This is a genomic window from Ideonella sp. sgz306126, from assembly GCF_056032705.1.
On record NZ_JBVYWP010000001.1, the window covers coordinates 340,717 to 366,789 of the forward strand.

The following is a 26,073-nucleotide window of genomic DNA, read 5'->3' on the forward strand; positions in this document are numbered from 1 at the left end:
CCTCAACGGTGGTAGCCCGGCGGCGGAGGAATGCGGCGCTTGGGCCGGTCGGCTTCCAATTCCGCCTCCACATGCCCATCCGGATAGAAGTGCAGGACGAGATAGTCCGGGTTGGGCGGATAGGGCCATGCCACCGGCACCTCGGCTTCCCGCTGTTCGGCGGGCTCTCTCGTGTATTCGTCCTTGGCAATGTCGTAGCGACCGGATAAGTGCCATTTGACTTTTAAAACCACCATTCGCTTGGGATCAGCAGGGGCCAACAATCCTTGCGCACCGCCTCCCTCGCCATAGGCGTCCGCGCCTCCGGTCCAAACACCATCAACAGCAATGTCGCCCATGTAGCGATCCGAATAATTGAACGAAATTGTTGTCACTGACCGACTGCTGCGTTGCGCATTCGCGCACCCGGTCAACGCGCCGAATCCCAGAGCCTGCAACAGCGTGCGCTTCATGTTGTCGATCATCGGCGATGTCTCCGTGGCCTGACAGAGCAGGCCTACGCAAGGGTCGGTTTGGTGGGCAACGTAGGTAGGGTCCTGGTTGATGTTGGCCATGACATCCCCTCAACGGTGGTAGCCCGGCGGCGGCGGAATGCGGCGCTTGGGCCGGTCGGCTTCCAATTCCGCCTCCACATGCCCATCCGGATAGAAGTGCAGGACGAGATAGTCCGGGTTGGGCGGATAGGGCCACGCCACCGGCACCTCGGCTTCCCGTTGTTCGGCGGGCTCCCTCGTGTATTCGTCCTTGGCAATGTCGTAACGACCGGATAAATGCCATTTAACTTTCAAGACAACCCTGCGATTTGGATCTGATGGCGCCAACAGTCCCAGAGCCAGTTTGCTCCCCCCACTGTACGCATCAACACCACCTGTCCAGGTACCGTCAACCAGCACATCCCCAATGTATCGATCGGTGTAGTTGAACTTGACCGTGCTGACCGATCGGCGGGTGTCCTGCGCATTCGCGCACCCGGTCAATGCGCCGAATCCCAGAGCCTGCAACAGCGTGCGCTTCATGTTGTCGATCATCGGCGATATCTCCGTGGCCTGACAGAAGATGTTGGCTTGAAACGCTGTGCGGCATCCGCTTGTCGATCCGGGTCCGTCCCCTTCGCCCTGCGTCGCCATTGAACATACAAAAACATCATCCCGATGGTCATGCCAAGGGCAAGAGCACCCATGGTGATGAGCGTGAACCACAGCGCGCCATAGCCACAGGCACCCTCGGAGGACGTGCCAAACCAGCGGCACGGAAGCACGTTCAACAAGACATCCCCCAGCGCCGTGGCGACGGTTGCGGACAGGCCCAGCGAGCCCGCCAGTGCGAGAACGAAACCGGCCATCCGCGCAATGTCGCTGTGGCCGGACCGGCCGGTGGGTTCAGTCATGATGACGCTTCACCGCTTGCTGCAGGCTGATTTCTCCGCGCTTGACGCGCTCCAAGTCGGCTTGCCAAGCTGGTTGCAGATAGAAATCGGGGCCGCGCGTCAGCGTCAGCGTGCAAAACAAGATGGCCGTGGCGCCACCGTCGATGCCGAACTGCGCGGCGATTTTCAACGCCTGTCGGAAATGGTCGTATCGCTCGGCGGCTGGCACCGTGTCCAGCAACTCTTCGTCAGTTTTGGCAAAGTGCTCGATGACCGCATAGGGATAGCAGGCATCGATCATCGTCGCCTGCTGTGCGTCGTCGAGTTCCAGTGGCGCCACAAACCCATCTGTCGCCGTAAACCGGCATGTCAGACTCAGCCATTGAAACGTAGGAGCAATCACCCACCACTGTTCGGCCACCGAGAAAAACACCTCGCGCTGTTCGGGATGCAGGGCAGCGTGCAAATGAGGCGTGATACGGCCATCGTAGTAGCGGTTGACCGCTTCGAATCGGTCTGGAAGACGCACATCCAGTCGCGCCATCAGCCGGGTCGCCAACGTACCCGGATCCAATTCGGAAACCAGGGCAGTCACCGCTCCAGGCGATTCAAGCGCATCGCCCCACATTTGAAGCAGTTTCCCCACAGATTCCGGCTGCGACAGGCCCAGGAGATGCGGCGTCGCGTCGGACAGTTCGTCCCCGAGCGGGCGCCCAAACAGCGGGCGATGACTCAGCACGTGCCTGCCGATGGACAGCCGTGTACCAAGGCGATGGACCTGTGCTCCATCCACCAGGGCGTAAAGGCCCGCACCGTCCCTCAGCGCTCCAAATGCCGGTGACCCCAGGCTCTGCAAAGACCTCATGGCGGGCTCATGCACGTTTCGCAAACGGGGCCGCCTGCATCGCAGCGTTCAACAGGCAGGACAGACAAACCTGGCGAGGCAGCACAGGCATCGCGTAACGCACCTGCCCCGGCCCCTCGAACGCCTTCGCGCTCGCCTTGACCGTCAGCGTCCCCGGGCACTCGAACGTGATGTTGCCGCTGGCCATCGTCAGGCTGGCCCCGCCGGCGGTGCGGATGACGATCTTCCTCGCGCTGGCGCCATCGATCTTGCCGTTGGCGCTTTGCACGGTCACCTGGCCTTTGGCTGCCACCTGCATGGCCCCGGCCTGGGCCTGGTAGGTGATGGGGCCCTGGGCGGTGATGAGGCTCAGTCCCGTGCCTGAGGCTTCGGCGCCGGGCTGGATCGCGCCGCCCAGCATGCCGATGGCCTGGCCGGCGTGGATGCGCATCGCACCGCCGCTGGCCTGTTCGGTGTCCTGGCCGCTGGCCCAGGTGAGCGTGTCGCCGGCGCTGAACTGGATGTCCTGGCCTGCGGTCTGGATCAGACCGGCCTTGGCGGTGATGGCCAAGATGGCGCCGGCGCTGTGGGGCAGCTTGTCGTCTGCAGGCAGGGTGTTGCCGCTGGCGGCATCGGCCAGGGCCTGCTCGGGATCGTCCCGGCTGACCATGCCGCTGACCTGGCTCAGCAAGGCCTTGAACGGGGCGGCCTGGTCGCTGGCCTGGCTGCGGCCGGTCTGGGTGCTGCCGATCTGGCCGGCGAGTCGCACCGTCTGGTGGATGCTGGCCGCCTGGTCGAGGACCTGGCCCAAGGTGCCGAGTTGTCTGGCCAGCGCGATACCGGCCGTGTTGTCGCCCGCCGGATCGCCGGGCTGGGCGCCATAGCTGCTGATGAGCAGTCCGCTGCCGCCGCGCACGGCACCGTAGGCATCGGTGCGGAGTTCCCAGCCCAGGCCACGAAAGCTGCCACGGTGGTTGTCGGCCTGGTGGATCAGGTGCCCGAGGTTGAGCTGGGTGGCGTGCCGGGTGGTGGCGAGTTGGGTGCGCAGTTGGCCGGTGCTGTCGTCGAACACGAGCTGGTTGTAGCCCTCCCCGCCGAACTCCTTGCTCTTGAAGCCGCTGAGCGCGGCGGCGTTGTTCTGGCCGTTGCTGCCCGTCGTGGCCGAGCCAGGGGCCGCGCCGTGCCAGGCTGGGCCGTTGCCTGCGGCCAGGTTGCCTTGGGCGCTGGGGCGGTGGTCGCTGCTGTGGGCGAAGACGCTGAGGTCGGCGTCTGCGGCCTGACCGCCCGGCGTGGCCGGCACGCCGCCTTCTCCCTGACCGTTGTACAGGCTGCCGACGACGACGGGACAGTCGATGTCGCCGCCCAGGAATTGCACCAGCACTTCCTGGCCGATGCGCGGGATGAATTGAAGCCCCATGCCACCGCCGGCCATCGCCTGAGCCACGCGCACCCAGGCGCTGCTGCGGCCCGCGCCCGTGCTGGCCGCAGCGCTGTGCTGAAAGTCGAACTGGATTCGGATGCGGCCCAGCGTGTCGGTGTGGATCTCGTCGGCACCGCGGGCCCACGACCGACCATCCGGGCCCACCACCGTCGCGGTGAGCGCGCCGGGAGCCGTCGGCCTGCCATGGATCTGCGCTTCGGCGAGGCCGGCCTGCAGCGGCCGCCAGGGCACGGCCACGCGGCTGGCCTGGAAGGCGTTGGCATAGCCGGTCTGGGCGGCTTGCTGGCGCACCGCGGGCTCGACCCAGTCGGGCAGCAGGTCGGGGCCGCTGTCGCCCAGGCTTTGCGCGATCTTGGCGCTGGCGTCCTTGGGCAGGTTGTTGATGCCGGCGTGGATGACCTCGGTGAGCAGGAACTGGGCATGGCCGGCCAGCGTGGCTGCGGTGGCCACGTCCAACGGCCCGCCAAGCAGGCTTCGATCGTCGAGCACACTCTGCGTGAGAGCGAAGCGTTGGCCGGCCGTGAAGCTGCGCACCGTGCCCCGGCCCAGCCAACGTTTGTGACGCGCCTCCAGGCCTTGCATCCAGAGCTCGGCGGCGCGGCGGGCGCCGGCGGCGGCATGGAAGGTGTCGACGCCCACCGCGTCGTAGGCCTGCAGGCGCGGTGCCCCGGAGTCGCCGAAGTCGGCGACCGTGGGTACCGCGGCGGCGACCGCCCGCCTGGCTTGCGCATCCCAGCTCAGCACGGCCACCTCCGCCGCCAGCCACTGCCGCTCGCTGCCGAAAGCCTGGATCGCGTCCTGCACTTCAACGGCGGCCGCGCGGTGGTACCGGACACCGTCATCGGCCGCACTGACCGCATCTTCGGGGCAACTGCTCTGCAGCGTGCTGTCGGCAAAGATCACCAGCCGGTGGCCCAGCGGGGCGGCCTCGTCGGGCTCGAAGCGGTAGTTCAGGCCTTCGTCGGCCAGCAGGCGCGACACGAACGCCAGATCGGTTTCTCGGTATTGCACCGCGTAGTCGCGCCGTGCGTCGGCGCCGCGGGGGCTTTGCGCCAGGTGGGCACGGACGCAGGGCGACCACACCCAGGCGGCGTGCTCGCGGTAGTCGCCGAACACGGCTTCGACGATGTCGATCAGGCGTTTGTCCTGAAACACCTGGCTGCGCCGGGTGTGCGCCAGCAGGCCGAACCACGAGCCGACCACCAGGCGGTAGCGGGCCAGGCCACCGTCGGATTCTTCGGACGAGGCCTGCATCACGATGCCGCTGCGCGCCGCCTGACGGCCGTCGGCCAATCGGGTGAGCAAGGTCGCGCGCTCGCCGAGCATCAGCGCGGTGTCGAGCCCGGCGTCCAGGCTCAGCGCGCTCAGGTGCAGTTCGGTCGGCTGGTTCAGCGCCTCTCGCTGGCTCCAGGCCTCGACCCACAGGCCCGCCAGCGCACCACTGCCCTGAAGTTCGTGCAGCCGCGTGTCGCCGCGCCACAGCGGCGCCCTCTCTTGCAAGAGACCGTTCGTCATTGTTTTCCTCTCCCTGGGGGCTCTTGCCGGGCAAGTCCCCCTTTTGCGCGGATGGTAGCAAACCGGATTCACACGACCCGGCGTCGAAACCGGCGGTCCATGCCGCTGCCGAATTCGGCACAATCGCGGCCCGCCTTGTTGCCAAAGCCCCGCAATGTTCCTGATCCTGATCACCTACACCCAACCGCTGGCGGCCGTGCAGCAGGTGCTGGTTGCCCACCGCGCCTACCTGCGCGATGCGCCCGAGGCCGCACAGATTCTGATGACCGGTCGCAAGCGGCCCGCCACCGGCGGCGTGATCCTGCTGCGGGCCACGGACCGCGCCGCGGCCGATGCCTTCATCCAGCGCGATCCCTATTTCAGCGCCGGCGTGGCCGCGTTCGAGGTGATCGAGTTCGACGTTGCTCAGGCGGTGCCGGAACTGGCGCGCTGGCTGGCCTGATCGCGACGCGTCGGCGGCGACGTTGATGGCGGGTGCGACAATCCGCCCTAGCAGCACCGTTTCCGTCTTCCGCGCGCCGCGGCCCGAACCCCGCGGGCCCGCCCCTCAGGCTCATGATCGCAACGCTTCTTCCTCTGCTGCTCACCACCACCGGACTGTCCGCCTTCATCTTCGCGCTGCTGGGCCTGGTCTATCTGGTGGTGTGGTGGCGAGATCGCGAACAAGGTCTTGCCGGACTGGGCCTGTCGGTGCTGCTGCTGGGTGCCTTCTACCTGGCCGATGCGATCGGGATCAACCGCCCCAACCCGCAGGGCTTCGGGCCGCCACCCGGCTTTCAGCTGCTGCTAGAAGGGCTGGTGATGTTGATGGCCGTCAGCCTGGCGCGCTATCTGGGCGAGCGTCCCTCGTGGCGCCGGCCGCTGCTGCCCTTGCTGCTGCTGCCGAACCTCGTGCTGGTGCTGTTGAGCCTGGGCCATCAGCCGCTGGGCCGCCTGTGGAGCAATCTGGCGCTGACCTTCGTGTTCGTCGGTCTGGCGGTCATGGCCTGGCGTGCGCGCCGGCGCGAACCGGGGGCGGGACATGGCGTGATCGCGGTGAGCCTGCTGCTGTTGCCGTCGGCGAGCCTGATGATCGCCTTGAAGGGCGCCGACCCCGCCGAGTTGCGGCCCTTGGCCGTGCTGCCGGTGGTCGCCTTCTACCTGATGCTGCTGCCCGTGAGCCTGCGCCGCCGCCATCGTGCCCTGGAGGCCGAGGTGCTGCGCCGCCGCGAAGCCGAATCGCATCTGAGCGAGTTCAACGCCACGCTCGAAGCCCGCATCGCCGAGCGCACGGCCGACCTGCGCAACATGGTGACGGGCCTGGAAGGCTTCAACCGCAGCGTCTCCCATGACCTGAGCGGCCCGCTGGGCGGCATCGAAGGCATGGCGTCCTTGGCCAAGGACGTGCTGGCCGAGGGCGATGCCGCCGCCGTCCTCGGGATGCTCGACGCGATCGAGAAACAGGCCCACACCTCGCGCGAACTGGTGGCGTCGCTGCTCGAACTGGCCCGCGTGGGCGAAGCCCAGTTGCGGCTCGCGCCGGTCTCGCTCGACGCGCTGGCCCGCGATGTGATCGATGACCTGCTGCTGCGCCGGACAACGCCCCGGCCCGAGGTCTCGCTGCAGTCCCTGCCCACCGTGGTCACCGACGCCAGCCTGTTGCGGCCGGTGCTGATGAACCTGATCGGCAATGCCTTCAAGTTCAGCCAGCTGCGCCCGGCGCCGCGGGTCGACATCGCCGCCCACCGTGCCGACGGCGACTGGGTGATCGAGGTCCGCGACAACGGCACCGGTTTCGACGACGCCGCCGCTCAGCAGTTGTTCGAGCCCTTCCTGCGCCTGCACGACACCCGCTATGCCGGCCACGGCGTGGGGCTGAGCATCGTCCGGCGCGCGGTGGAGCGCCTGGGCGGACGCGTCTGGGCCGAGGGTCGGCCCGGCGAGGGCGCCTGTTTCTCGTTCACGCTGCCGAGCCGAGACGCCGATCCGTCGTGACCCGGTCCGTCAGCCCCGTCCGACGAAAGGCATGGCGGTGGCCATCACGGTCATGAACAGCACGTTGGCCTCCAGCGGCAAGCGGGCCATCTGCACCACGGCATCGGCGACATGTCGCACCTCCATCCGCGCTTCGGCCTTGATGCTGCCATCCGCCTGCGGCATGCCTTGCGCCATCGCCGAGGTCATGTCGGTGGCCGCGTTGCCGATGTCGATCTGGCCGACCGCGATGCCGACGTTCCGGCCGTCGAGCGCAGCCGATTTCGTGAGCCCGGTCATGGCGTGCTTGGTCGCGGTATAGGCCACCGAATTCGGCCGCGGCGCATGGGCCGAGATCGAGCCGTTGTTGATGATGCGCCCGCCGCGCGGCTGCTGGCTCTTCATCAGGCGGAAGGCTTCGCGCAGGCACAGGAAGGCACCGGTCAGATTGGTGTCCACCGCCGCCTGCCAGGCGTTCAGCGGCAACTCGTCCAGCGGCACGCCGGCGGTGAACACCCCGGCGTTGTTGAACAGCAGATCGAGCCGGCCGTGGCGGGCGCGGATGTCGTCGAACAGCGCCGCGACCTCGTCCTCCCGCGTCACGTCGGCGGGCCGCGCCCAGGCCCGCTCAGCGTGGGGGGATTCGGCGATCGCGGCGTCCAGCGAAGCGGCGTTGCGGCCATTGAACACCACCGTCCAGCCATCGGCCAGCAGCGCCAGCGCGCATGCCTTGCCGATGCCGCGGGCGGCGCCGGTGACGACGGCGATGCGAGGGGATGGGAGAGCAGCGGACATGGTGGCGCGGCGAGTTGGCGAATGGACGAGGCCGCCAGTCTGCCACGCCGGGACAGTCCGGTCGCGGCCCGCGCCGGTCGCGCTCAGCCCAAGGCCCGGCCGAATCCGCGGCCGTAGCGCACGGCCCAGGTCAGCACCGCCACGACCCAGAACTGGACCGCCAGCAGCGTCAGCGGCAGCGCCGCCACCGGGTACAGCGCCGCCAGCACCCGCAGCGCGGTGCCGGCCTGCAGCACCCACGCGATCACCCAGGTCCAGCGATCGGCGACCAGCGGTCGCCCCGCCTGGGCCAGCGCGACGCGGGTCGCCAGCGCCAGCACGGTGCTCCCCAGGAAACCCATCGTGAAGGCGTGCAGCGGCGCCAGGCCCAGCGAGCGCTGACCCTCGGTAAACGCCATCAGCGCATGCGAGACGCCGTCCAGCGTGAACGCCACCGCGAGCCACGCGAAGCCCAGGTGCAGCATGGCCAGCAGGCGCAGCGAACCGCGCGAGGCGGTGACGGCCTGCTCCGCCGGATCGCGCGCTGCAGCGCGGGTGCGCAGACTGTGGCGCAGGCCCCAGCGCAGCGACAGCCAGAACAGCATCAGGCCGCCCGCCAACTCCAGGCCGGCACGCAGCATGGCCGGCCAACCGGCCAGCGCGCCGCCGCGCAGCACTTCGAGTCCCTCGAACGGCGCCTGCAGTCCCATCAGCACCGCCAGCACGGCCAGCAGCACCCGCGGACGCCAGGCAGCCTGGGACGGCAACACGCTGGCGGTGAAGGTCGGCAGCATGCGGTGGGTCAGCGTGACGAAAACCAGGCCGAAGCCACCCCACAGCGCGGCGTGCGTCGCGGCCCGCACCACGCCGTCGGCACCGAGTGCCAGAGCCACGGCCGCGGCCCACTGCGCCAGCGCCACCCCGGCCATGCCAAGCAGCACCAGGCGCGCGTGGTCCTGGTCGGCCACCCGGCTGCCGATCAGCAGCAGCGCGAATCGGCCGACGATCAGCGCCAGCCCGCCGGCGGCCAGCGCCATGCCGGCCGCCGCCATCGGCGCCGACAGATGAAAGCCCCCCAGCGCCAGTGTCCAGCCCGCCAGCATGCCCGCCAGCGGGAGGCCCAGCGAACGCGCGGGCACCGCCGGCTGCCCCAGCCAGCGCGGGCCGGCGCTGAAAGCCAGTCCGGCGACGAAGCAGGGCATCACCCCGAAACCCAGCAACACGGCATGCGCGGTCGCGGGGCGCACCTCCCACGGCAAGCTCAGCCCCAGGCTGCTTGCCAGCAGCACCGCCCCCCACCAAAGGAGGGTCAGGCTGGCCATCGCCGCACCGGCACTGAACGCCAGCCGATGCGGTGCCGCCATCAGGTGGGCCAAGCGCCAGCCGTGCGCACGGGGGCGCCGGCGGCCGCCGAGGGTGCCGGACGGCAGGCCCGCGGCCTGGGGTTGGACGGGAATCATCGCAGAGCTCCTGGAGGCATCGAGAGGTCGGGTGGGATGCCTGGCCCCCGCGCAACCGTCTGCTGCGAGAACCCCGCCAGGACGCACCGGCGCAACCCGGACGAGCGCCGGGCTCGGCAAGGCCGCCACCTTAGCCGCAGCGGTGACCGCGGGAATTGATGCGAGTCAAGCCATGCGGGCTTGCATGCCGCCCGACGCGACGTGCCGGATCAGGGTGTCGTGACCGCGACGTCCGCCACCGCGCCGGTGCCGTATCCCGCCGGTGCCACCGGCTGCCCCCCCGGGGTCAAGCGCACTGCGCAGAACTTGAACTCGGGGATCTTGCCGAACGGGTCCAGCGCCGGATTGGTCAGCAGGTTGGCCGCCGCCTCGGCGTAGGCGAACGGGATGAACGCCGAACCGGGCGGCGTGCCGTCGTCGCGCCGGGCGTGCAGCGTGACGCTGCCGCGCCGCGAGGCCACGGTGAGGGCATCGCCCGGCACCAAGCCCAGGCGATCCAGATCGGCGCCGTTCAGGCTGACCGTGGCCAGCGGCTCGACCGCGTCCAGCACCTCGGAGCGCCGGGTCATGCTGCCGGTGTGCCAATGCTCCAGCTGGCGGCCCGTGATCAGCACGAAGGGGTAATCGTCATCCGGCTGTTCGTTGGCCGGGATCAGGCCGGCCGGGACCAGATGCACGCGCCCGTCCGGGGTGTCGAAGTGCTCGGTGAAGACGATCGGATGGCCGGGATCGGTTTCACTGGGGCAGGGATAGGTCACGCTGTGCTCGCGCTCCAGACGCTCCCACGACACGCCGGCGATCACGCCGTGCATCGCCTGGCGCATTTCCTCGTAGACCGCGGCGACACCGGACTCGGGGCCGCCATACCGCCAGTCCAGGCCCATGCGCAGGGCGATCTGCTGGATGATCCACAGGTCCTGCCGGGCATCGCCCGGGGCATCCAGCGCACGCCGTCCCATCTGCACCATGCGGTCGGTGTTGGTGACGGTGCCGGTCTTCTCGGGCCAGCCGCTGGCCGGCAGCACCACGTCGGCCAGCCACGCTGTCTCGGTCAGGAACAGGTCCTGCACCACCAGGTGGCTCAGGCTGGCCAGCCCCTCGCGGGCGTGGTTCAGGTCCGGGTCGCTCATCGCCGGGTTCTCGCCCATCACGTACATGCCGCGGATCTTGTGCGGATCGCTGTCGGGCGCCTTCGCCTTGTGCAGGATCTCGACCACGGTGTAGCCGGGCTGATCGTCCAGCGGCATGCCCCAGAAGGCCTCGAACCAGCGGTGCACCTCGGCGTCGTTCACCCGCTGGTAGTTGGGGAACATCATCGGAATCAGACCCGCGTCGCTGGCGCCCTGCACATTGTTCTGGCCCCGCAACGGGTGCAGGCCGGAACCGGGCTTGCCGATCTGGCCGGTGACGCTGGCCAATGCGATCAGGCAGCGCGCGTTGTCGGTGCCATGCACATGCTGGCTGACGCCCATGCCCCACAGGATCATCGAGGCCTTGGCGGTGGCATAGGCCCGCGCCACCTCGCGGATCGACTCGGCGGGCACGCCGCACACCGGCGCCATGGCCTCCGGGCTGAAGGCCTGCACATTGGCCCGCAGGGCGTCGAAGTTGCTGGCCCGCTGGTGCAGGAAGTCCTGGTCGACCAGGCCCTCGTCGATCACGGTGTGGATCATCGCGTTGAGCAGCGCCACGTCGGTGTCCGGCTTGAACTGCAGCGTGCGCCAGGCGTGTCGCGCCAGGTCGGTGCGGCGCGGGTCCAGCATCACGATCTTGGTGCCCGCGGCGGCCGCGTTCTTCATCCAGGTCGCGGCCACCGGGTGGTTGGCGGTCGGGTTGGAGCCAATGACGATGATCAGCTCGGCCTGCGCCACGTCCTTGACCGGATTGCTGACCGCGCCCGACCCGACGCCTTCGAGCAGTGCCGCCACGCTGGACGCATGGCACAGCCGGGTGCAATGGTCGACGTTATTGCTGCCAAAGCCGGTGCGCACCAGCTTCTGGAACAGGTAGGCCTCTTCGTTGCTTCCCTTGGCCGAGCCAAAGCCCGCCAGGGCCTTGTGGCCGTGCGCGTCGCGCAAGGCCTTCAGCCCGCCGGCCGCCAGCGACAGGGCCTCGTCCCAGCTGGCCTCGCGGAAGACCTCGTTCCACTCGGTCTGCGCGTAGGTTCGGCCCGGCTCCTTGGCCACGCCGGGCCGGCGAATCAGCGGCCGGGTGAGCCGCTGGCGATGGTGCACATAGTCGAATCCGAAGCGGCCCTTGACGCACAGGCGCCCGCCGTTGGCGGGGCCATCGCGGCCCTCGACCGCGACGATCTGGTTGTCCTTGACGTGGTAGGTCAGCAGGCAGCCCACGCCGCAGTAGGGACAGACCGACTCGACCTTCCTGTCCACGCGTCGGTCGCCGATCAAGGTCTTGGGGCTGAGCGCGCCGGTCGGGCAGGCCTGCACGCACTCGCCGCAGGCGACGCAGGAGCTGTCGCCCATCGCGTCGCCCAGGTCGAACGCGATCGTGGCGTGCGCGCCGCGGTGCAGCACGCCGATGACGTCGTTCATCTGGGTCTCGCGGCACGCTCGCACGCAGCGGGTGCACTGGATGCAGGCGCTGAGGTTCACCGCCATCGCCGGGTGGCTCAGGTCCGCGGCCGGTTGCGACCGCGCCAGCGCCGTGAGCGAGGCACGCGGCGCCACGCCGAGCCGGGCGGCCCAGTCGCTCAACTCGCCGTGCGAGCGGCTGGCATCGCCGTCAACCCATTGCTGGCCCTCGGCGGGCAGGTCGGCCAGCAGCATTTCCAGCACCATTGCCTGGCTCTTGCGAGCCCGCTCGCTGCGGGCACCGACCTCCATGCCGGGCTGGACGACGCGGCAGCACGACGGCGCCAGCACGCGCTCGCCCTTGACCTCGACCACGCAGGCGCGGCAGTTGCCATCGGGCCGCAGGCCGTCGCTGTAGCACAGGCGGGGAATGTCGACGCCGTGGCGCTCGGCGGCCTTCAGGATCGTCTCGCCCTCGCGGGCCTCGCAGGGCTGGCCGTCCAGCACGAACGAGATCATGCGCTGCATCGCGTCCGGGGCGTTCATGCCGAAGCTCCTGGGTTCGGGTCGGCCAGGCCGACCTCGTGTGGAAAGTAGCGCTGCACGCAGCGGATCGGGTTGGGCGCCGCCTGGCCCAAGCCGCAGATGGACGCATCGCCCATCACCTGGGCCAGATCGTCCAGCGTCGCGTGGTCCCAGTCAGGCTGGGCCATCAGCCGCGCCGCCTTGTCGGTGCCGACCCGGCAGGGCGTGCACTGGCCGCAGCTTTCGTCGGCGAAGAACTGCATCGCGTTGAGCGCCACGTCGCGCGCCCGGTCGGCCTGGCTGAACACCACGACGGCGGCCGAGCCGATGAAGCAGCCGTACGGTTGCAGGGTGTCGAAGTCCAGCGGCAGATCGGCCAGCGACGCCGGCAGCAGCCCGCCCGAGGCACCGCCCGGCAGGTAGCCGTACAGCGCATGTCCCTCGGCCATGCCGCCGCAGAACTCGTCCACCAGTTCGCGCAGCGTGATGCCGGCAGGTGCCAGCTTGACCCCGGGACGCCGCACGCGCCCGCTGACGCTGAACGAGCGCAGCCCCTTGCGGCCGTGGCGCCCGAAGCCGCCGAACCAGGCCGGGCCGCGCGACACGATGTCGCGCACCCAATACAAGGTCTCGAAGTTGTGCTCCAGCGTCGGCCGGCCGAACAGGCCCACCTCGGCGATGTACGGCGGGCGCAGCCGCGGTTCGCCGCGCTTGCCCTCCAAGCTCTCCAGCATGGCCGACTCTTCGCCGCAGATGTAGGCGCCGGCGCCGCGCCGCAGCTCAATCGCCGGCAGCGGGCACGGCGGGTCGGCCAGCAAGGCGGCCAGCTCGGCTTCGAGCAGCGCGCGAGCGCCGTGGTATTCGTCGCGCAGGTAGATGAAGACCTGGGCGATGCCCACCACCTGGGCCGCCACCAGCACCCCTTCGAGAAACCGGTGCGGGTCGCGCTCGAGAAAGCTGCGGTCCTTGAAGGTACCGGGTTCGCCCTCGTCGAGGTTGACGGCCATGATCCGCGGCGCCGCGAAGCCGCGCACGATGCGCCACTTGCGGCCGGCCGGAAAGCCGGCGCCGCCCAGGCCACGCAAGCCGGCGCCTTCGAGGGCCTGGAGCACTTCTTCGGCGTCCCGCTCGCCGTTGACCAGTTCGGCCGCCAGCTGGTAGCCGCCCGCGCGGCGGTAATCGGCGTATTTGACGCAGACCGGGGCGAGATCTTCGGCGCCGGTCGTGATCTCGCAGGGTGCCATCGCGCCGGGGTCGAACACCGCCCCGCCCTCGCTGGCCGGATGGCAGACCTCGCTCGCCGCCAGGTGCCTCAACACCGCAGCCGGCGTAGCGCCGATCACCGGCCGCTGGCCGACCACGGCCACCGGCGCCTGCTCGCAGCGGCCGACGCAGGGAGCGGCAACGACCTCCACCCCCGGGCCCACCGCCGCCGCCAGCGAGGCCATCAACCCGGCCGAGCCCGCCATCGCGCACGACGGGCTCTGGCACACCCGCACGACCTGCGCGGGCGCCGCCACGCCATCCGGCAGGATCTGAAAGTGGTGGTAGAAGCTCGCGACTTCGGCGACCTCGGCGATGCTCAGCCGCATCTGCGCGGCCAGCGCCACCAGGTGGCGCTCGAACAGCGCGCCGTGCCGGTCATTCAGGCGATGCAGCAGCTCGATCAGCCGGTCTCGCCGGTGCGGGCCGGGGCCGACCAGGCTCCGCACCTCGGCCATCGCCGCATCATCGGGCTGGCGGCCTTTCAGCCGGCTCTTGCGCCGCAGGCGATCGCGCAGCGGCTCCAGGCTCACCACCGCCTCCGGCACGGCCAGGTCGGGGCGCTTGTCGGCGCAGGCGTCGGTGTCGGTCATGGGGTCTCTTTGGAGCTGGGGGCCAGAGGCCACTGTACTGAGGGCCTGCCCCCCCTTCAATAGGCAGTGGTTCGCCAACGGCATATGTCGATCGCTGCATAAATCGTAAACCCCAGCCTGGCAGCGGCCGGGGCTACACTGCGGCGCCGCTGCTCTTCGCCCACACCATGCCGTTCGCCTCCCTGGGTCTCGCCCCCGCACTGGCCCATGCCTTCGCCCAGCGAGGCCACCGCCAGCCGACCGCCGTGCAGGCCGCGGCGATTCCGGCCCTGCTCGCCGGCCGCGACGTGTTGATGCAGGCCCGCACCGGCTCGGGCAAGACCGCCGCGTTCGCGTTGCCGCTGCTGCAGCAATGGCTGGGCGGCACGCCGGCGGCGCCGCGGCCGGTCCGCGGCCTGGTGCTGGTGCCGACGCGCGAACTCGCGCTGCAGGTGGGCGAGACGCTGCGCGAACTCGCCCATGAGTTGCCCGGCCTGGCCAAGATCGCGGTGGTGTTCGGCGGCGTCTCGATCAACCCGCAGATGATGGGCTTGCGCGGCGGCGCCGACATCGTCGTGGCCACGCCGGGACGCTTGCTGGACCTGGTGCGACACAACGCCCTGACGCTGCGCCAGGTCGCCATGCTGGTGCTCGACGAGGCCGACCGGCTGCTGGACCTGGGCTTTGCCGACGAACTGGCCGAGGTGCTGGCGCTGCTGCCCAGCCGCCGCCAGAACGTGCTGTGCTCGGCCACGTTCGCACCGCCGGTCAAGGCCTTGGCGGAGGTGCTGCTGACGGACCCGGAACGGATAACCCTCACCGGCGCCGCCGCCGCCCGGCCCGACATCCGCCAGCGCGCGATCGCGGTCGACGCCGATCGCCGTACCCAGCTGCTGCGCCAGCTGGTGCAGGGGGCGGGCGACGACCGGGTGCTGGTGTTCGTCGCCACGAAGTACGCCACCGAGCTGGTGGCCGACAAGCTGGGTCGCGCCGGCATCGCCGCCGGCGCCTTTCATGGCGAGCTGAGCCAGGGCGCCCGCAGCGCCGTGCTGGACGCCTTCAAGCAACGACAGCTGCAGGTGCTGGTGGCCACCGACATGGCCGCCCGCGGCCTGCACATCGAGGCCCTGCCGATGGTCGTCAACTACGATCTGCCGCGCTCGGCGGACGACTTCATCCACCGCATCGGCCGCACCGGCCGGGCCGGCGGCCAGGGCGACGCGATCAGCTTCATCATCCCCTCGGCCGAAGCCCATTTCCGCCTGATCGAAAAGCGCCAGGGCCTGCGCGTGCCGCGCGAGACGGTGGCGGGCTTCGAGCCGGCCACCCCAGGTCCGGCCGATCTGCCGGCGGCCGGACCCGGCACCGGACTGGATCCGAACGGCGGCGTCAAGGGCCGGCGCAAGAGCAAGAAGGACAAACTGCGCGAGGCCGCGACCGTCTCACGGCCCCGGGCCAAGCCGACGCCGGCACACTGACCGGCGCCACGGCGCACCGCCACGAGCGGCGGTGCGCTGGCCGAGTCACCCGACGCCGGGCCGCGCGTCGGCCGGCCGCCGCGCCGAGCAGCGGCGCCTCCCGCGTCGCTTTACGACGGCCCGGTAGGATGTCGGACTGATCCGATCCGAATCCGACATGTCCCAGATTGCTTTCCGCGGGGCGCGCCGCTCCGCAGCCTCGCTGGCGCTGGCGCTGGCCCTGCTCTGCGCCGCGGCCGTCCAGGCCCAGCCCGCCACGCCCTACCTGGAGGCGATGACCTCGCCCGAGTTGCGCGCGCGCATCGCCGCCGGCAGCACCACGGTGCTGGTGCCGATCGGCGGCACCGAGCAGAACGGCCCCCAGATGGTGCTGGGCAAGCACAACGTGCGCGCCCATGTGCTGGCGGGCGAGATCGCCAGCCGCCTGGGCAATGCGGTGGTGGCCCCGGTGATCGCGTACGTGCCCGAAGGCAGCATCCACCCGCCGGCCGCGCACATGCGCTTCAGCGGCACGATCTCGATTCCCGAGCCGGTGTTCGAAGGTCTGCTGGAGGCCACCGCGCGCAGCTTCAAGCAGCACGGGCTGCGGGACGTGTTCTTCCTGGGCGACCACGGCGGCTACCAGAAGAGCGAGGAGCGCGTGGCCGCCAAGCTGAACCGCGAATGGGCGGCCGATCCGTCGTGCCGGGTGCACGCGCTGACGGCCTACTACCGCATCACCCAGACGGCCTACGTGGCCGCGCTGAAGCAACGCGGCCACAGCGAGGCCGAGATCGGCACCCATGCCGGCCTGGCCGACACCTCGCTCGCGATGGCGGTGGACCCGGCACTGGTGCGCACCGGACTGCTCGGCCACGGCGCCAAGCCCGGGCCGGGCGAAGGGGTCTACGGCGACCCGCGCGCGGCCAGCGTTGAACTGGGTCAACTCGGCGTGAAGATGATCGTTGACACTAGCGTCGCGGAAATTCGCCGGCAGGTCGCTGCCCGCTGACGCGTCGTCCCGTCTTTTGATTTCGGAGCCTTCCCCCTTGAACAAGCAAAGTGTGCTGAGTGCCGGCCTGATCGTGGCCGCCGGCGCTGCCGGCGTGATGGCCGTGGGCCTGAGCCATGGCGCGAGCGCGACCCCGTCCACGCCGGCCCCCAAGGCCGCGCCAGCCATCGTCACGGTGCCGGGCATGCCGCCGGTCGTCGACCCGCAGGACTTGTACAGCGAGACCCACGGGCCGGCCCACCTGAGCGCGGCGGTGCGCGGCGATCTGGAGCGCGTCTACGTGCCCAACCTGCGCTCGGACGACGTCTCGGTGATCGACCCGGCGACGCTGAAGGTGGTGGACCGCTTCAAGGTCGGCGACAGCCCGCAGCACATCGTGCCGGCCTGGGACCTGCGCACCCTCTGGGTGGCCAACAACGCCGAGCGCCGCACCACCGGCAGCCTGACCCCGATCGACCCGCGCACCGGCAAGCCCGGCCAGGCGCTGCCCGTGGACGACCCGTACAACCTGTATTTCACGCCGGACGGCAAGTCGGCGATCGTCGTCGCGGAAGCCCACCACCGCCTCGATTTCCGCGACCCGCACACGATGGCGATGCAGTACAGCATCGAGACCCCCCGCTGCGGCGGCATCAACCACGCCGACTTTTCCATCGACGGCCGCTACGCGATCTTCACCTGCGAATTCGACGGCAGCCTGGCCAAGGTCGACCTCGTCAACCGCAAGGTGCTCGGCTATCTGAAGCTCAAGATGCCGCGCACCCGCTACAAGGATTCGCCGGCGATACCGGCCGATGCGCCGGCCAGCGAGATCTGCTCGTCGACGAAGGGCATGCCGCAAGACATCCGGATCTCGCCCGACGGCAAGCGCTTCTACGTCGCCGACATGGAAGCCGATGGCGTGCACGTCATCGACGGCGACAGCTTCACCGAGACCGGCCTGATCGCGACCGGCGTGGCGGCCCATGGCCTGTACCCGAGCCGCGATGGCAAGAGCCTGTACGTCGCGAACCGCGGCTCGCACCGCATCCACGGCCCGCACCATGGCCCGGGCAGCGTCACCGTGATCGACTTCGCCACGAACCAGATCACCGCGCGCTGGCCGGTGCCCGGCGGCGGCAGCCCCGACATGGGCAACGTCAGCGCGGACGGCAAGTGGCTGTGGCTGTCGGGCCGGTTCGACGATGTGGTCTATCGCTTCAACACCCGCACCGGCGCGGTCAACGAGATCCCGGTCGGCCAGGAGCCGCACGGCCTGACGGTCTGGCCGCAGCCCGGCCGCTATTCGCTGGGCCATACCGGCAATCTGCGCTGAAGGCGCCAGCGGCCCTGCGGCGGCCGCGACCGGCCGGATACGACAAGGGCCACCGTCACCGGTGGCCCTTGTCATGACGGAAGCCGCCGCGGCGTCAGTGGAAGAACTTGGCGACGCTGAGTGCCGTGCGGTAGACGCCCCAGGCCAGCGGAATGCCCACCGCCACCCAGGCCAGCACGACCGATGCCGTCGACGACTTGTGGAAGGTCATCGTGCCGGGACCGGCGGCCGTGGCTGCGGCGCGGTCATGCGCAATGCGCTGCTCTTCGGCCAGCTCGGCCGGCGTCATGAAGTACTTGTCGGCGACCGGACGCACCAGCCAGTTGCTGATCAGACCGACCACCAGCATGCCCACCAGGATGTACATGGTCTGGTTGTAGACCTGGCTGGCGGGCAGGCCCAGGCCCAACTGGTACTCGCGCATGTAGTTCACCACCACCGGCCCGATCACGCCGGCCGTCGACCAGGCGGTCAGCAAGCGGCCGTGGATCGCACCGACCATCTGGGTGCCGAACAGGTCGGCCAGGTAGGCCGGCACGGTCGCAAAGCCGCCGCCGTACATGCTCAGGATGATGCAAAAGGCGCCGACGAACAGCAGCTTGCTGCCGGCACCGGCACTGGCCGGCACGCTGAAGTACAGCACGCCGCCGAGCACGAAGAAGATCGTGTAGGTCAGCTTGCGACCCAGCTTGTCGGACAGGCTGGCCCAGAAGAAGCGACCGACGATGTTGAACAGGCTCAGCAGCGCCGCAAAGCCGGCCGCGACACCCGCGATCGCGGTGAGCTGGGTCTTGTCGAGTTCGCCGAACCTCTTGGCCACGCCGATCAGGCTGCCGCCGAACACCTCCTGCAACATCGGGCTGGCCATGCCGATCACGCCGATGCCGGCGCTGACGTTCATGCACAGCACCAACCAGACCAGCCAGAACTGAGGGATGCCCCAGATCCGCTTCACGTGGACATGCTGCTGGGTGATCATGTTCTGGCCCGCCTTGGGCGCCGGCGGCGTCCAACCCTCAGGCTTCCAGCCGCTGGCGGGCACGCGGTAGCCAAAGGCGCCCAGCAGCATCGCGACGATGTAGAGACCGCCCAGCACGGCGAAGGTCTGCCACACGCCGACATCGGTCGCCGAGGCGAAGTGCTTCATCAGCTCGGCCGCCAGCGGCGCGCCGATCATGGCGCCGCCGCCGAAGCCCATGATGGCCATGCCGGTGGCCATGCCGCGCTTGTCCGGAAACCACTTGATCAAGGTGCTGACCGGCGAGATGTAGCCCAGACCCAGGCCGATGCCGCCGATGAAGCCGGTGCCGAGCATCATCAGCCACAGCTGATGGTGGTAGATGCCCAGCGCCGACAGCAGCATGCCGCCGCCCCAGCACAGCGCCGCGACCACGCCGGCCTTGCGCGGCCCGGCATGTTCCAGCCAGCCGCCCCAGATGGCGGCCGACACGCCCAGCAACACGATGCCGAGGGTGAACATCCAGCCCAGCGACGCGATCGACCAGTCGCAGTTCGTGACGAACAGCTGCTGGAAGAAGCCGACGTCCGGCCCGCACTTCAGCGCCTCCTTGATGCCCAGCGCCTTGGACAGCGGCAGCCAGAACACCGACAGGCCGTAGGCCATCCCGATGCACAGGTGGATCGCCAGCGCCGCAGGCGGCACCAGCCAGCGGTTGTAGCCGGGGGCGGCCACAATGCGCTCCTTGGACAGCAGACTCGACTCACCGGCGGTACCGGTCGATCTGTTCATCACCGTGGACATGCGTTCTCCTAGGGTCAACCCCGCGGCGCCCGGGCCTCGGGATTGATGTTGCGATGCGCTAGTGTCGCCGCAGGGGATTGACACCGGCTATGCTCGCTTTCGACAGGCGGCTTATGCGTTGTGGTGCCGCTGCATATGCCGTCCAGCACTTAAGGGACAGTCCCTATGAAGCACATCTCGATCCGTCCGGTCTGGACGCTGCACGACCCGGACCGCCCGCCGCTGCCCCCCCGTCTGCTGGAGTTGCTGGTCCAGGTCCAGGCCCAGAAAAGCCTGCTGGCGGCCTGCCAGCAACTGGGGATTTCCTATCGCCATGCCTGGGATCTGGTGCGCCAGGGCGAAGCCCATTTCGACGCCAGCCTGCTGCACATGGAGCGTGGCAAGGGCTCGACCCTGAGCGCGCTGGGCGAGAAGCTGGTCTGGGCCGACCACCGCATCACCGCCCGGCTCAGCCCGGTGCTGGAGTCGCTGGCCTCTGAGCTGGCGACCGAACTCGCCCAGGTCATCCCCACCGAACCGGTGGCGCTGCGGCTGCACGCCAGCCATGGCTACGCGATCGAGAAGCTGGTGGAAGCGCTGACCCGCGACCGGATGACGATCGAGCGCCGCTACGGCAGCAGCATCGAAGCGGCGGCTGCGCTGCACGATCACGCCTGCGACGTGGCCGGCTTCCACATTCCCGAGGGGCGGCTGCAGGCCGCGGCGCTGGCGCACTACGCGCGCTGGCTGGAGGGCGACGACCTGCAGGTCATCGACATCGCCACGCGGCGCCAGGGCCTGATGGTGCCCCCCGGCAACCCGAAGAAGATCTACGAACTGGCCGATCTGACGCGTCCGGAAGTGCGCTTCATCAACCGGCACGCCGGCTCCGGCACGCGCTTTCTGCTCGAAGGCCTGCTCGCCGGCCAAGAGGTCGCGCCGCGCGCCATCGCCGGCTTCGAGCAGGGCGAGTTCACGCACGCGGCGGTGGCCGCCTACGTCGCCAGCGGCATGGCCGACGCCGGCTTCGGCCTGGAGACGCCCGCCCGCCATTTCAAGCTCGACTTCATCCCGCTGGCCAACGAGCGCTACTTCCTGCTGTGCTCCGCCAGCACGCTGGCCGGTGCGCCGATGCAGGCCGCGCTGACGCTGCTGCAGAGCGCGGCGTTCCATCAGGCGATCAACGCGCTGCCCGGCTATGACGCGCGGCATGCGGGGCGCGTCGCCCCGTTGGCCACGGCGTTCGGACGATAGGGCACGCGCAGGCCCGCACGCGCCTGCAGGCGCCCGCGCGGTCAGTCCTTGGCGTAGATGTCGATGTCCTTGGTTTCCTTCAGGAACAGCATCCCGACGACGAAGGTCACCGCGGCCACGATGATCGGATACCACAGGCCGTTGTACATGTTGCCGGTCTCGGCCACGATGGCCAGCGCGGTGGCCGGCAGGAAACCGCCGAACCAGCCGTTGCCGATGTGATACGGCAGGCTCATCGAGGTGTAGCGGATGCGGGTCGGGAACATCTCGACCAGCATCGCCGCGATCGGGCCGTAGACCATGGTCACGAAGATCACCAGCAGCGTCAGGATCGCGACGATCTTGACCTTGTCGATCTTGGCCGGATCGGCCTTGCTCGGATAGCCCGCGGCCTTCAGCGCCTCGCCCACGGCCTTCTTGAAGTCGCCGTCGCGCTTCTTGGCCTCGTCGGCCGGCAGCCCGGCGACCGAGAAGCTCTCGATCACGGTGCTGCCGATGCTGATCTTGGCCGGGCCGGTGCCAGCCACGTTGTCGTAGCTGACCGAGCCGGCGGACAGCACCTGCTTGGCGATGTCGCATGAGCTGGTGAACTTGGAGGTGCCCGTCGGGTTGAACTGGAACGAGCACTCGGCCGGGTCGGCGGTGACGGTGACCCGGTTGGCGGCCTGGGCCTGGGCGAGATCGGGGTTGGCGGCTTCGGTCAACGCGCGGAACAGCGGGAAATAGGTCAGCGCCGCGATCAGGCAGCCGGCCATGATGATGGGCTTGCGGCCGATCTTGTCGGACAGCGCGCCGAAGACGATGAAGAACGGCGTGCCGATCAGCAGCGAGATCGCGACCAGGATGTTGGCGGTGGCGCCGTCCACCTTCAGCGCCCCGGTGAGGAAGAACAGCGCGTAGAACTGGCCGGTGTACCAGACCACCGCCTGGCCGGCGGTCAGGCCGATCAGCGCCAGGATCACGATCTTCAGGTTGCGCCATTGGCCGAACGATTCGGTCAGCGGCGCCTTGGAGGTGCGGCCCTCTTCCTTCATCTTGCGGAAGGCCGGCGATTCGTTCATCGACAGCCGGATCCAGACCGACACCGCCAGCAGCACGATCGACACGATGAACGGGATCCGCCAGCCCCAGTCGGCAAAGGCCTTCTCGCCGATCATGGTGCGCACGCCCAGGATCACCAGCAGCGACAGGAACAGGCCCGCGGTGGCGGTGGTCTGGATCCACGAGGTGTAGGCGCCGCGCTTGCCGTGCGGTGCATGCTCGGCCACGTAGGTGGCCGCGCCGCCGTACTCGCCGCCCAGCGCCAAGCCTTGCAGCATGCGCAGGCCGATCAGCACCACCGGCGCGGCGACCCCGATCGACGCATAGTTGGGCAGCACGCCGACGATGAAGGTCGACAAGCCCATGATCAGGATCGTGACCAGGAAGGTGTACTTGCGCCCGATCATGTCGCCCAGGCGGCCGAACACCAGCGCACCCAGCGGCCGCACGAAGAAGCCGGCGGCAAAGGCCAGCAGCGCAAAGATGGTGCGCGAGGCCGGGTCCAACGCCGAGAAGAACTGGTTGCCGATGATCACCGCCAGCGTGCCGTAGAGGTAGAAGTCGTACCACTCGAACACGGTGCCCAAGGACGAGGCGAAGATGACCTTCTTCTCCTCGCTCGTCATCGGCGCGTTGGCCGCGATTGTTGCCATGCTGGTCTCCAGTTGTTGTCGTCGGTTGCCTCAACGTCGAGGCAGTGTGGCCGGACTGTGGGCAGCTTGTCTGACCTCGGTCTGACGTCAAACTGAATGAAAGCTGACAACCTCAGGGCAGACCCTCGGGGCTGATTCCGCATGGTGGGACCGCGGGTCGGGGTCGGGAAAGACCTGATCCGCGCGCCGGCCGGCGCGGGTTCAGTCCCGCGTCGCCAACAGGTCGGCGCGCAGGCTCGGCAACGCGTCCAGGCCTTCGTAGAGCCGGCCACCGGCCTCGAAGCTCGGGACGCCGGTCACCCCCCGGGCGACGGCGGCATCGGTCAGCTGCCGCAGCCGATCCATCGCGCCGGCGCACGGCCGGGTTGGCGCCAGGCCCAACTCGGCCGCCAGCGCGCGCAGCCGCTGCGGCTCGTTCGGGTCCGCCCCCCCGCCCTGCCAGACATGGCGCATCACCGCCTCGACCACGCGCCGGTTGGGCAGTCGTCCGGCAGCGTCCGCGCACAGCATCAAGCCCAGCAGCGGCAGCGGATCGAACGGGCACGGTGCGGGCGTTTGCAAGGGCGGGTCCGCCGCGTCAGGCGCGGCCCCGTCGCAGGCTGCGTCGGCCGCGGCCCCAGGCAGGCCGGCCGACGCCACCGGGTGGTATTCGACGTGATGGCTGATGCCCGCCAGCGCCTCCGGCAGGCGTTCGAACGCCAGGTACGCGGCGGGCGACGCGACATCGAAATGAAACCTCACGCGCTGCATGGCGACGTCCGATCGGCGCCTCAGGCCGGCGTGCCGGGTGCCGCCGCGGGCCGGCGCGCCGGCAGCAACGACCAGACGTCGCGCCGCTGGGCGTCGGACATCGAGGACCAGGCCGCGATCTCGTCGAGGCTGCGCCAGCAGCCCTCGCACCAGGGTTGGCCGGCGGGGATCCGGCACACGCCGGTGCAGGGCGACGCGACGCGGCCAGCGGGTAGCGCCGCGCCTTGCTCAGGCGCGTGCTCGGGCGAGGTCATGCCTGCACCACGTCCACCAGCGGCGCCGCGGTCCAGCGCGCCAGATCCGACGGGCTGAGCCGGAACACGCCGTTGGGATGACCCGCCGCGGCCCAGATCTGCTCGAAGCGCAGCAACTCGCGATCGATCAGCACCACCGGCGGCGTGGCGTGACCCAGCGGCGACACGCCACCGATCGAGTAGCCGGTGCGCGACTTGACGAAGTCCGCATCGGCACGGCCGATCGCGCCGACCTGCCCCGCCACCTTCTTTTCGTCGACACGCCGGTCGCCCGAGGTCACCACCAGCACCGCGCAGTCGTCGGCGCGGCGTCGAAAGATCACGCTCTTGGCGATCTGGCCGAGTTGCACCCCGAGCGCATCGGCCGCTTCCTGCGCCGTGCGCGCCGGCACGCCCAGCCATTGCGGGGCATGCGGGTGGCCCAGGTCTTGCAACAACGAGGCGACCCGCGCGAAGCCGGCGTGGGCCGCATCGGCGTTGAGCTCAGGGGAGGTGGTACTTGCAGATTCGGACATGGACGGACCCGGCGTCAAACTGCGGTGATTGTCGCCGCGCTTGCCAGGCGGGGCGCGCGGGCGCACACTCGGCCCTGCCGCCGCCGGGCTTGTTGTCGGGCGGCGGTTTTCGTTTTGCTCCCGGCGTGCGGCTCCCGCACCGGCCCGGCACGGCGTTGATCCACCGGCTGTGCCTGCATCCTCCAGGCGGCCAGCCCCACCACGAGGACGCCGCGCATGCCGGGCTACCAAGTCAAGACCGAGCAGATCAGCGTCCGCGGCGTGGCCGATCTGACCATCCGCTCGCTGCTCGACCGCCAGCAGTTCGCCGATCCCGACGGCCTGGCCGCCGCAGCCGGCATCTCGTCCGCCCACTGGCCCTTGTTCGGCTTGCTGTGGCCCTCGGGCCAGCATCTGGCCGCTGCCATGGCCTTGCGGCCGGTGGCCCCCGATGAGCGCATCCTCGAACTGGGCTGCGGCCTGGCGCTGGCCAGCCTGGTCGGCCACCGGCGCGGCGCGCAAGTCACCGCCAGCGACATCCACCCGCTGGCGCAGGCCTTCCTGATGGAAAACCTGCGACTGAACGCATTGCCGCCGATGCCCTTCCTGGGCGGCGGCTGGGCCGACGAGGGCGATGGCGACGATCCGGCCGCCGAACGCTACGCGCTGATCATGGGCAGCGACATCCTTTACGAGCGCGACGATGCCGGCGTGCTGCCCCGCTTCATCGGGCGCCACGCGCGCGCCGACGGCGAGGTGATGGTGATCGACCCGAACCGGGGCAACCGCAGTGCCTTCAACCGCCGCATGGGCGGCCTGGGCTACCGCCTGCACGAAACCGCGATTCGCGACCCCGAAGGACCTGGCGGCGCCTACAGCGGGCGCCTGCTCCACTTCACCCGCCGGAGCCCATGATGAACCAGACCGCCGTCGACCCCGTTCAGGCCCTCCGGGTGCGCCTGCAGCTGGCGATCACGCTGAGCTACGACATCGCACCGCCCGGTGCCGATTTCGTCTTCAACGTCCATTGCGCCCACACGCGCCACCAGACCGTGGTCGACGAGGGACTTCAGCTCAGCCAGCCGGTGGCCAGCAGCCTGTGGACCGACCCGGCCACCGCCAACCGCTACCTGCGCCTGAGCGCCGGCCCGGGTCCGCTGCATCTGAGCTACCACGCCACCGTGGATCTGCACCACCACAGCGCGGCGCCAGACCCGGTGCCCGAAGTGCCGGTGGCCCGGTTGCAGCCCCAGGTGCTGCACTACATCTACCCCAGTCGCTACTGCCAGTCGGACCGCCTGGCCGTGCTGGCGATGGCCGAGTTCGGGCACCTGCGCCAGGGCTATGGCCGCGTGCAGGCGATCCAGGACTGGGTCCAGCGCCAGGTGCGCTTCCAGTCCAACACCTCGACCTCGACCACCTCGGCGCTGGACACGGTGACCGACCGGGTCGGCGTGTGCCGCGACTTCGCGCACCTGATGATTGCGCTGTGCCGGGCGCTGAGCATCCCGGCGCGCTTCACCACCGGCATCGACTTCGGCGCCGATCCGGCCCTGGGACCGACCGACTTCCATGCCTACGTCGAGGTCTTCCTGGGCCAGCGCTGGTATCTGTTCGATCCTTCCGGCACCGCGATCCCGATGGGCTTCGTGCGCATGGGCACCGGCCGTGACGCGGCGGACGTGTCGTTCGCCACCATCTTCGGCAGCGTGCGCACCCAGCCGCCGCTGATCCAGATCGGCGCACAGGACGACGGATCAGGCCGCTGGACCCTGCCTTACCGCACCACGCGGGCGCTGTCGACCGACGCGGGGCCGTAGCCTCCCGGTGAGGGTGCCACGGCCGTAGGGCAGCGGCC

General features: G+C 69.7%; 22 protein-coding genes. 8 read left to right on the top strand and 14 right to left on the bottom strand.

Annotated features, from left to right (window positions below; translation table 11 throughout):
• Positions 1-2 precede the first annotated feature (2 nt).
• Genes AC0N04_RS01575 through AC0N04_RS01595 form a run of 5 tightly spaced genes read right to left on the bottom strand, consistent with a single transcriptional unit; the run spans position 3 to position 5,166 of the window.
• On the bottom strand, positions 3-554 hold the full coding sequence (locus AC0N04_RS01575) for a DUF3304 domain-containing protein (RefSeq protein ID WP_474277929.1): 552 nt from the start codon (positions 552-554) through the stop codon (positions 3-5).
• Between the two features lie 9 nt (positions 555-563).
• On the bottom strand, positions 564-1,028 hold the full coding sequence (locus AC0N04_RS01580; protein WP_474277931.1) for a DUF3304 domain-containing protein: 465 nt from the start codon (positions 1,026-1,028) through the stop codon (positions 564-566).
• Entirely contained in the window at positions 1,025-1,387 is a 363-nt protein-coding gene (locus tag AC0N04_RS01585) for a hypothetical protein (RefSeq protein WP_474277933.1), read from the bottom strand. Before AC0N04_RS01585 ends, AC0N04_RS01580 begins: the two co-directional genes overlap by 4 nt.
• On the bottom strand, positions 1,380-2,231 hold the full coding sequence (locus AC0N04_RS01590) for a DUF4123 domain-containing protein (RefSeq protein WP_474277935.1): 852 nt from the start codon (positions 2,229-2,231) through the stop codon (positions 1,380-1,382). The genes AC0N04_RS01585 and AC0N04_RS01590 overlap by 8 nt, the downstream gene beginning before the upstream one ends.
• Positions 2,232-2,238: 7 nt before the next feature.
• Positions 2,239-5,166 carry a type VI secretion system Vgr family protein gene (locus AC0N04_RS01595; protein ID WP_474277937.1) on the bottom strand — a complete coding sequence of 976 codons (2,928 nt, stop codon included), beginning with the start codon at positions 5,164-5,166 and terminating at the stop codon, positions 2,239-2,241.
• 154 nt (positions 5,167-5,320) lie between these two features.
• Here AC0N04_RS01595 and AC0N04_RS01600 point away from each other — a divergent pair, with 154 nt between their 5' ends.
• Both AC0N04_RS01600 and AC0N04_RS01605 read left to right on the top strand, forming a co-directional pair.
• A complete protein-coding gene (locus tag AC0N04_RS01600; protein ID WP_474277939.1) occupies positions 5,321-5,608 on the top strand; it encodes a YciI family protein in 288 nt (95 codons plus the stop codon).
• A gap of 113 nt (positions 5,609-5,721) precedes the next feature.
• A complete protein-coding gene (locus AC0N04_RS01605) occupies positions 5,722-7,140 on the top strand; it encodes a sensor histidine kinase (RefSeq protein ID WP_474277941.1) in 1,419 nt (472 codons plus the stop codon).
• Positions 7,141-7,149: 9 nt separating this feature from the next.
• Here AC0N04_RS01605 and AC0N04_RS01610 read toward each other — a convergent pair whose 3' ends face one another.
• From AC0N04_RS01610 to AC0N04_RS01625, 4 genes are all read right to left on the bottom strand, one after another.
• A complete protein-coding gene (locus AC0N04_RS01610) occupies positions 7,150-7,914 on the bottom strand; it encodes an SDR family oxidoreductase (RefSeq protein ID WP_474277943.1) in 765 nt (254 codons plus the stop codon).
• An 83-nt stretch (positions 7,915-7,997) separates the two neighbouring features.
• Positions 7,998-9,353, bottom strand: coding sequence for an NnrS family protein (locus AC0N04_RS01615; RefSeq protein ID WP_474277945.1), 1,356 nt, complete (start codon positions 9,351-9,353; stop codon positions 7,998-8,000).
• 209 nt (positions 9,354-9,562) lie between these two features.
• Positions 9,563-12,430: a formate dehydrogenase subunit alpha gene (fdhF, locus tag AC0N04_RS01620; RefSeq protein WP_474277947.1), complete on the bottom strand. Its 2,868-nt coding sequence runs from the start codon at positions 12,428-12,430 to the stop codon at positions 9,563-9,565.
• Complete coding sequence (locus AC0N04_RS01625; RefSeq protein WP_474277949.1) at positions 12,427-14,265, bottom strand: NADH-ubiquinone oxidoreductase-F iron-sulfur binding region domain-containing protein; 1,839 nt, start codon at positions 14,263-14,265, stop codon at positions 12,427-12,429. Before AC0N04_RS01625 ends, fdhF begins: the two co-directional genes overlap by 4 nt.
• 167 nt (positions 14,266-14,432) lie before the next feature.
• Here AC0N04_RS01625 and AC0N04_RS01630 point away from each other — a divergent pair, with 167 nt between their 5' ends.
• The 3 genes from AC0N04_RS01630 to AC0N04_RS01640 all read left to right on the top strand — a co-directional run bounded on the left by AC0N04_RS01630 (position 14,433) and on the right by AC0N04_RS01640 (position 18,028).
• Positions 14,433-15,722, top strand: a complete 1,290-nt coding sequence (locus tag AC0N04_RS01630; RefSeq protein ID WP_474277951.1) for a DEAD/DEAH box helicase — start codon at positions 14,433-14,435, stop codon at positions 15,720-15,722.
• 157 nt (positions 15,723-15,879) lie between these two features.
• Complete coding sequence (locus AC0N04_RS01635) at positions 15,880-16,713, top strand: creatininase family protein (RefSeq protein ID WP_474277953.1); 834 nt, start codon at positions 15,880-15,882, stop codon at positions 16,711-16,713.
• A gap of 97 nt (positions 16,714-16,810) precedes the next feature.
• Entirely contained in the window at positions 16,811-18,028 is a 1,218-nt protein-coding gene (locus AC0N04_RS01640) for a YncE family protein (RefSeq protein ID WP_474279032.1), read from the top strand.
• A 94-nt stretch (positions 18,029-18,122) separates the two neighbouring features.
• On the opposite strand, the gene AC0N04_RS01645 is transcribed toward AC0N04_RS01640, so the two are convergent.
• Positions 18,123-19,790 (bottom strand): OFA family MFS transporter, encoded by a 1,668-nt coding sequence (locus tag AC0N04_RS01645; RefSeq protein ID WP_474277955.1) that lies wholly within the window; start codon positions 19,788-19,790, stop codon positions 18,123-18,125.
• A 165-nt stretch (positions 19,791-19,955) separates the two neighbouring features.
• On the opposite strand from AC0N04_RS01645, the gene AC0N04_RS01650 reads away from it, so the two are divergent.
• On the top strand, positions 19,956-21,023 hold the full coding sequence (locus AC0N04_RS01650) for a substrate-binding domain-containing protein (protein ID WP_474277957.1): 1,068 nt from the start codon (positions 19,956-19,958) through the stop codon (positions 21,021-21,023).
• 41 nt (positions 21,024-21,064) lie between these two features.
• Here AC0N04_RS01650 and AC0N04_RS01655 read toward each other — a convergent pair whose 3' ends face one another.
• The 4 genes from AC0N04_RS01655 to AC0N04_RS01670 all read right to left on the bottom strand — a co-directional run bounded on the left by AC0N04_RS01655 (position 21,065) and on the right by AC0N04_RS01670 (position 24,236).
• A complete protein-coding gene (locus tag AC0N04_RS01655; RefSeq protein WP_474277958.1) occupies positions 21,065-22,717 on the bottom strand; it encodes an MFS transporter in 1,653 nt (550 codons plus the stop codon).
• 201 nt (positions 22,718-22,918) lie between these two features.
• Positions 22,919-23,467: a DsbA family protein gene (locus tag AC0N04_RS01660; protein WP_474277960.1), complete on the bottom strand. Its 549-nt coding sequence runs from the start codon at positions 23,465-23,467 to the stop codon at positions 22,919-22,921.
• A gap of 20 nt (positions 23,468-23,487) precedes the next feature.
• Positions 23,488-23,721: a DUF1289 domain-containing protein gene (locus AC0N04_RS01665; RefSeq protein WP_474277962.1), complete on the bottom strand. Its 234-nt coding sequence runs from the start codon at positions 23,719-23,721 to the stop codon at positions 23,488-23,490.
• Positions 23,718-24,236 carry a YbaK/EbsC family protein gene (locus tag AC0N04_RS01670; RefSeq protein WP_474277964.1) on the bottom strand — a complete coding sequence of 173 codons (519 nt, stop codon included), beginning with the start codon at positions 24,234-24,236 and terminating at the stop codon, positions 23,718-23,720. The genes AC0N04_RS01665 and AC0N04_RS01670 overlap by 4 nt, the downstream gene beginning before the upstream one ends.
• A gap of 216 nt (positions 24,237-24,452) precedes the next feature.
• On the opposite strand from AC0N04_RS01670, the gene AC0N04_RS01675 reads away from it, so the two are divergent.
• Positions 24,453-25,130, top strand: a complete 678-nt coding sequence (locus AC0N04_RS01675; protein WP_474277966.1) for a class I SAM-dependent methyltransferase — start codon at positions 24,453-24,455, stop codon at positions 25,128-25,130.
• A complete protein-coding gene (locus tag AC0N04_RS01680) occupies positions 25,130-26,035 on the top strand; it encodes a transglutaminase-like domain-containing protein (RefSeq protein WP_474277968.1) in 906 nt (301 codons plus the stop codon). Before AC0N04_RS01675 ends, AC0N04_RS01680 begins: the two co-directional genes overlap by 1 nt.
• Positions 26,036-26,073 lie beyond the last annotated feature (38 nt).

Excerpts from the sequence above, each read along its gene's own strand:
- AC0N04_RS01610 (WP_474277943.1), bottom strand. The coding sequence starts at position 7,914 with ATGTCCGCTGCTCTCCCATCCCCTCGCATCGCCGTCGTCACCGGCGCC.
- AC0N04_RS01585 (WP_474277933.1), bottom strand. The coding sequence starts at position 1,387 with ATGACTGAACCCACCGGCCGGTCCGGCCACAGCGACATTGCGCGGATG.
- AC0N04_RS01660 (WP_474277960.1), bottom strand. The coding sequence starts at position 23,467 with ATGCAGCGCGTGAGGTTTCATTTCGATGTCGCGTCGCCCGCCGCGTAC.
- AC0N04_RS01680 (WP_474277968.1), top strand. The coding sequence starts at position 25,130 with ATGAACCAGACCGCCGTCGACCCCGTTCAGGCCCTCCGGGTGCGCCTG.
- AC0N04_RS01645 (WP_474277955.1), bottom strand. The coding sequence starts at position 19,790 with ATGTCCACGGTGATGAACAGATCGACCGGTACCGCCGGTGAGTCGAGT.
- AC0N04_RS01640 (WP_474279032.1), top strand. The coding sequence starts at position 16,811 with ATGGCCGTGGGCCTGAGCCATGGCGCGAGCGCGACCCCGTCCACGCCG.
- AC0N04_RS01670 (WP_474277964.1), bottom strand. The coding sequence starts at position 24,236 with ATGTCCGAATCTGCAAGTACCACCTCCCCTGAGCTCAACGCCGATGCG.
- AC0N04_RS01590 (WP_474277935.1), bottom strand. The coding sequence starts at position 2,231 with ATGAGGTCTTTGCAGAGCCTGGGGTCACCGGCATTTGGAGCGCTGAGG.
- AC0N04_RS01615 (WP_474277945.1), bottom strand. The coding sequence starts at position 9,353 with ATGATTCCCGTCCAACCCCAGGCCGCGGGCCTGCCGTCCGGCACCCTC.
- AC0N04_RS01600 (WP_474277939.1), top strand. The coding sequence starts at position 5,321 with ATGTTCCTGATCCTGATCACCTACACCCAACCGCTGGCGGCCGTGCAG.
- AC0N04_RS01580 (WP_474277931.1), bottom strand. The coding sequence starts at position 1,028 with ATGATCGACAACATGAAGCGCACGCTGTTGCAGGCTCTGGGATTCGGC.
- fdhF (WP_474277947.1), bottom strand. The coding sequence starts at position 12,430 with ATGAACGCCCCGGACGCGATGCAGCGCATGATCTCGTTCGTGCTGGAC.
- AC0N04_RS01605 (WP_474277941.1), top strand. The coding sequence starts at position 5,722 with ATGATCGCAACGCTTCTTCCTCTGCTGCTCACCACCACCGGACTGTCC.
- AC0N04_RS01675 (WP_474277966.1), top strand. The coding sequence starts at position 24,453 with ATGCCGGGCTACCAAGTCAAGACCGAGCAGATCAGCGTCCGCGGCGTG.
- AC0N04_RS01665 (WP_474277962.1), bottom strand. The coding sequence starts at position 23,721 with ATGACCTCGCCCGAGCACGCGCCTGAGCAAGGCGCGGCGCTACCCGCT.
- AC0N04_RS01655 (WP_474277958.1), bottom strand. The coding sequence starts at position 22,717 with ATGGCAACAATCGCGGCCAACGCGCCGATGACGAGCGAGGAGAAGAAG.
- AC0N04_RS01650 (WP_474277957.1), top strand. The coding sequence starts at position 19,956 with ATGAAGCACATCTCGATCCGTCCGGTCTGGACGCTGCACGACCCGGAC.
- AC0N04_RS01625 (WP_474277949.1), bottom strand. The coding sequence starts at position 14,265 with ATGACCGACACCGACGCCTGCGCCGACAAGCGCCCCGACCTGGCCGTG.
- AC0N04_RS01575 (WP_474277929.1), bottom strand. The coding sequence starts at position 554 with ATGGCCAACATCAACCAGGACCCTACCTACGTTGCCCACCAAACCGAC.
- AC0N04_RS01635 (WP_474277953.1), top strand. The coding sequence starts at position 15,880 with ATGTCCCAGATTGCTTTCCGCGGGGCGCGCCGCTCCGCAGCCTCGCTG.
- AC0N04_RS01630 (WP_474277951.1), top strand. The coding sequence starts at position 14,433 with ATGCCGTTCGCCTCCCTGGGTCTCGCCCCCGCACTGGCCCATGCCTTC.
- AC0N04_RS01595 (WP_474277937.1), bottom strand. The coding sequence starts at position 5,166 with ATGACGAACGGTCTCTTGCAAGAGAGGGCGCCGCTGTGGCGCGGCGAC.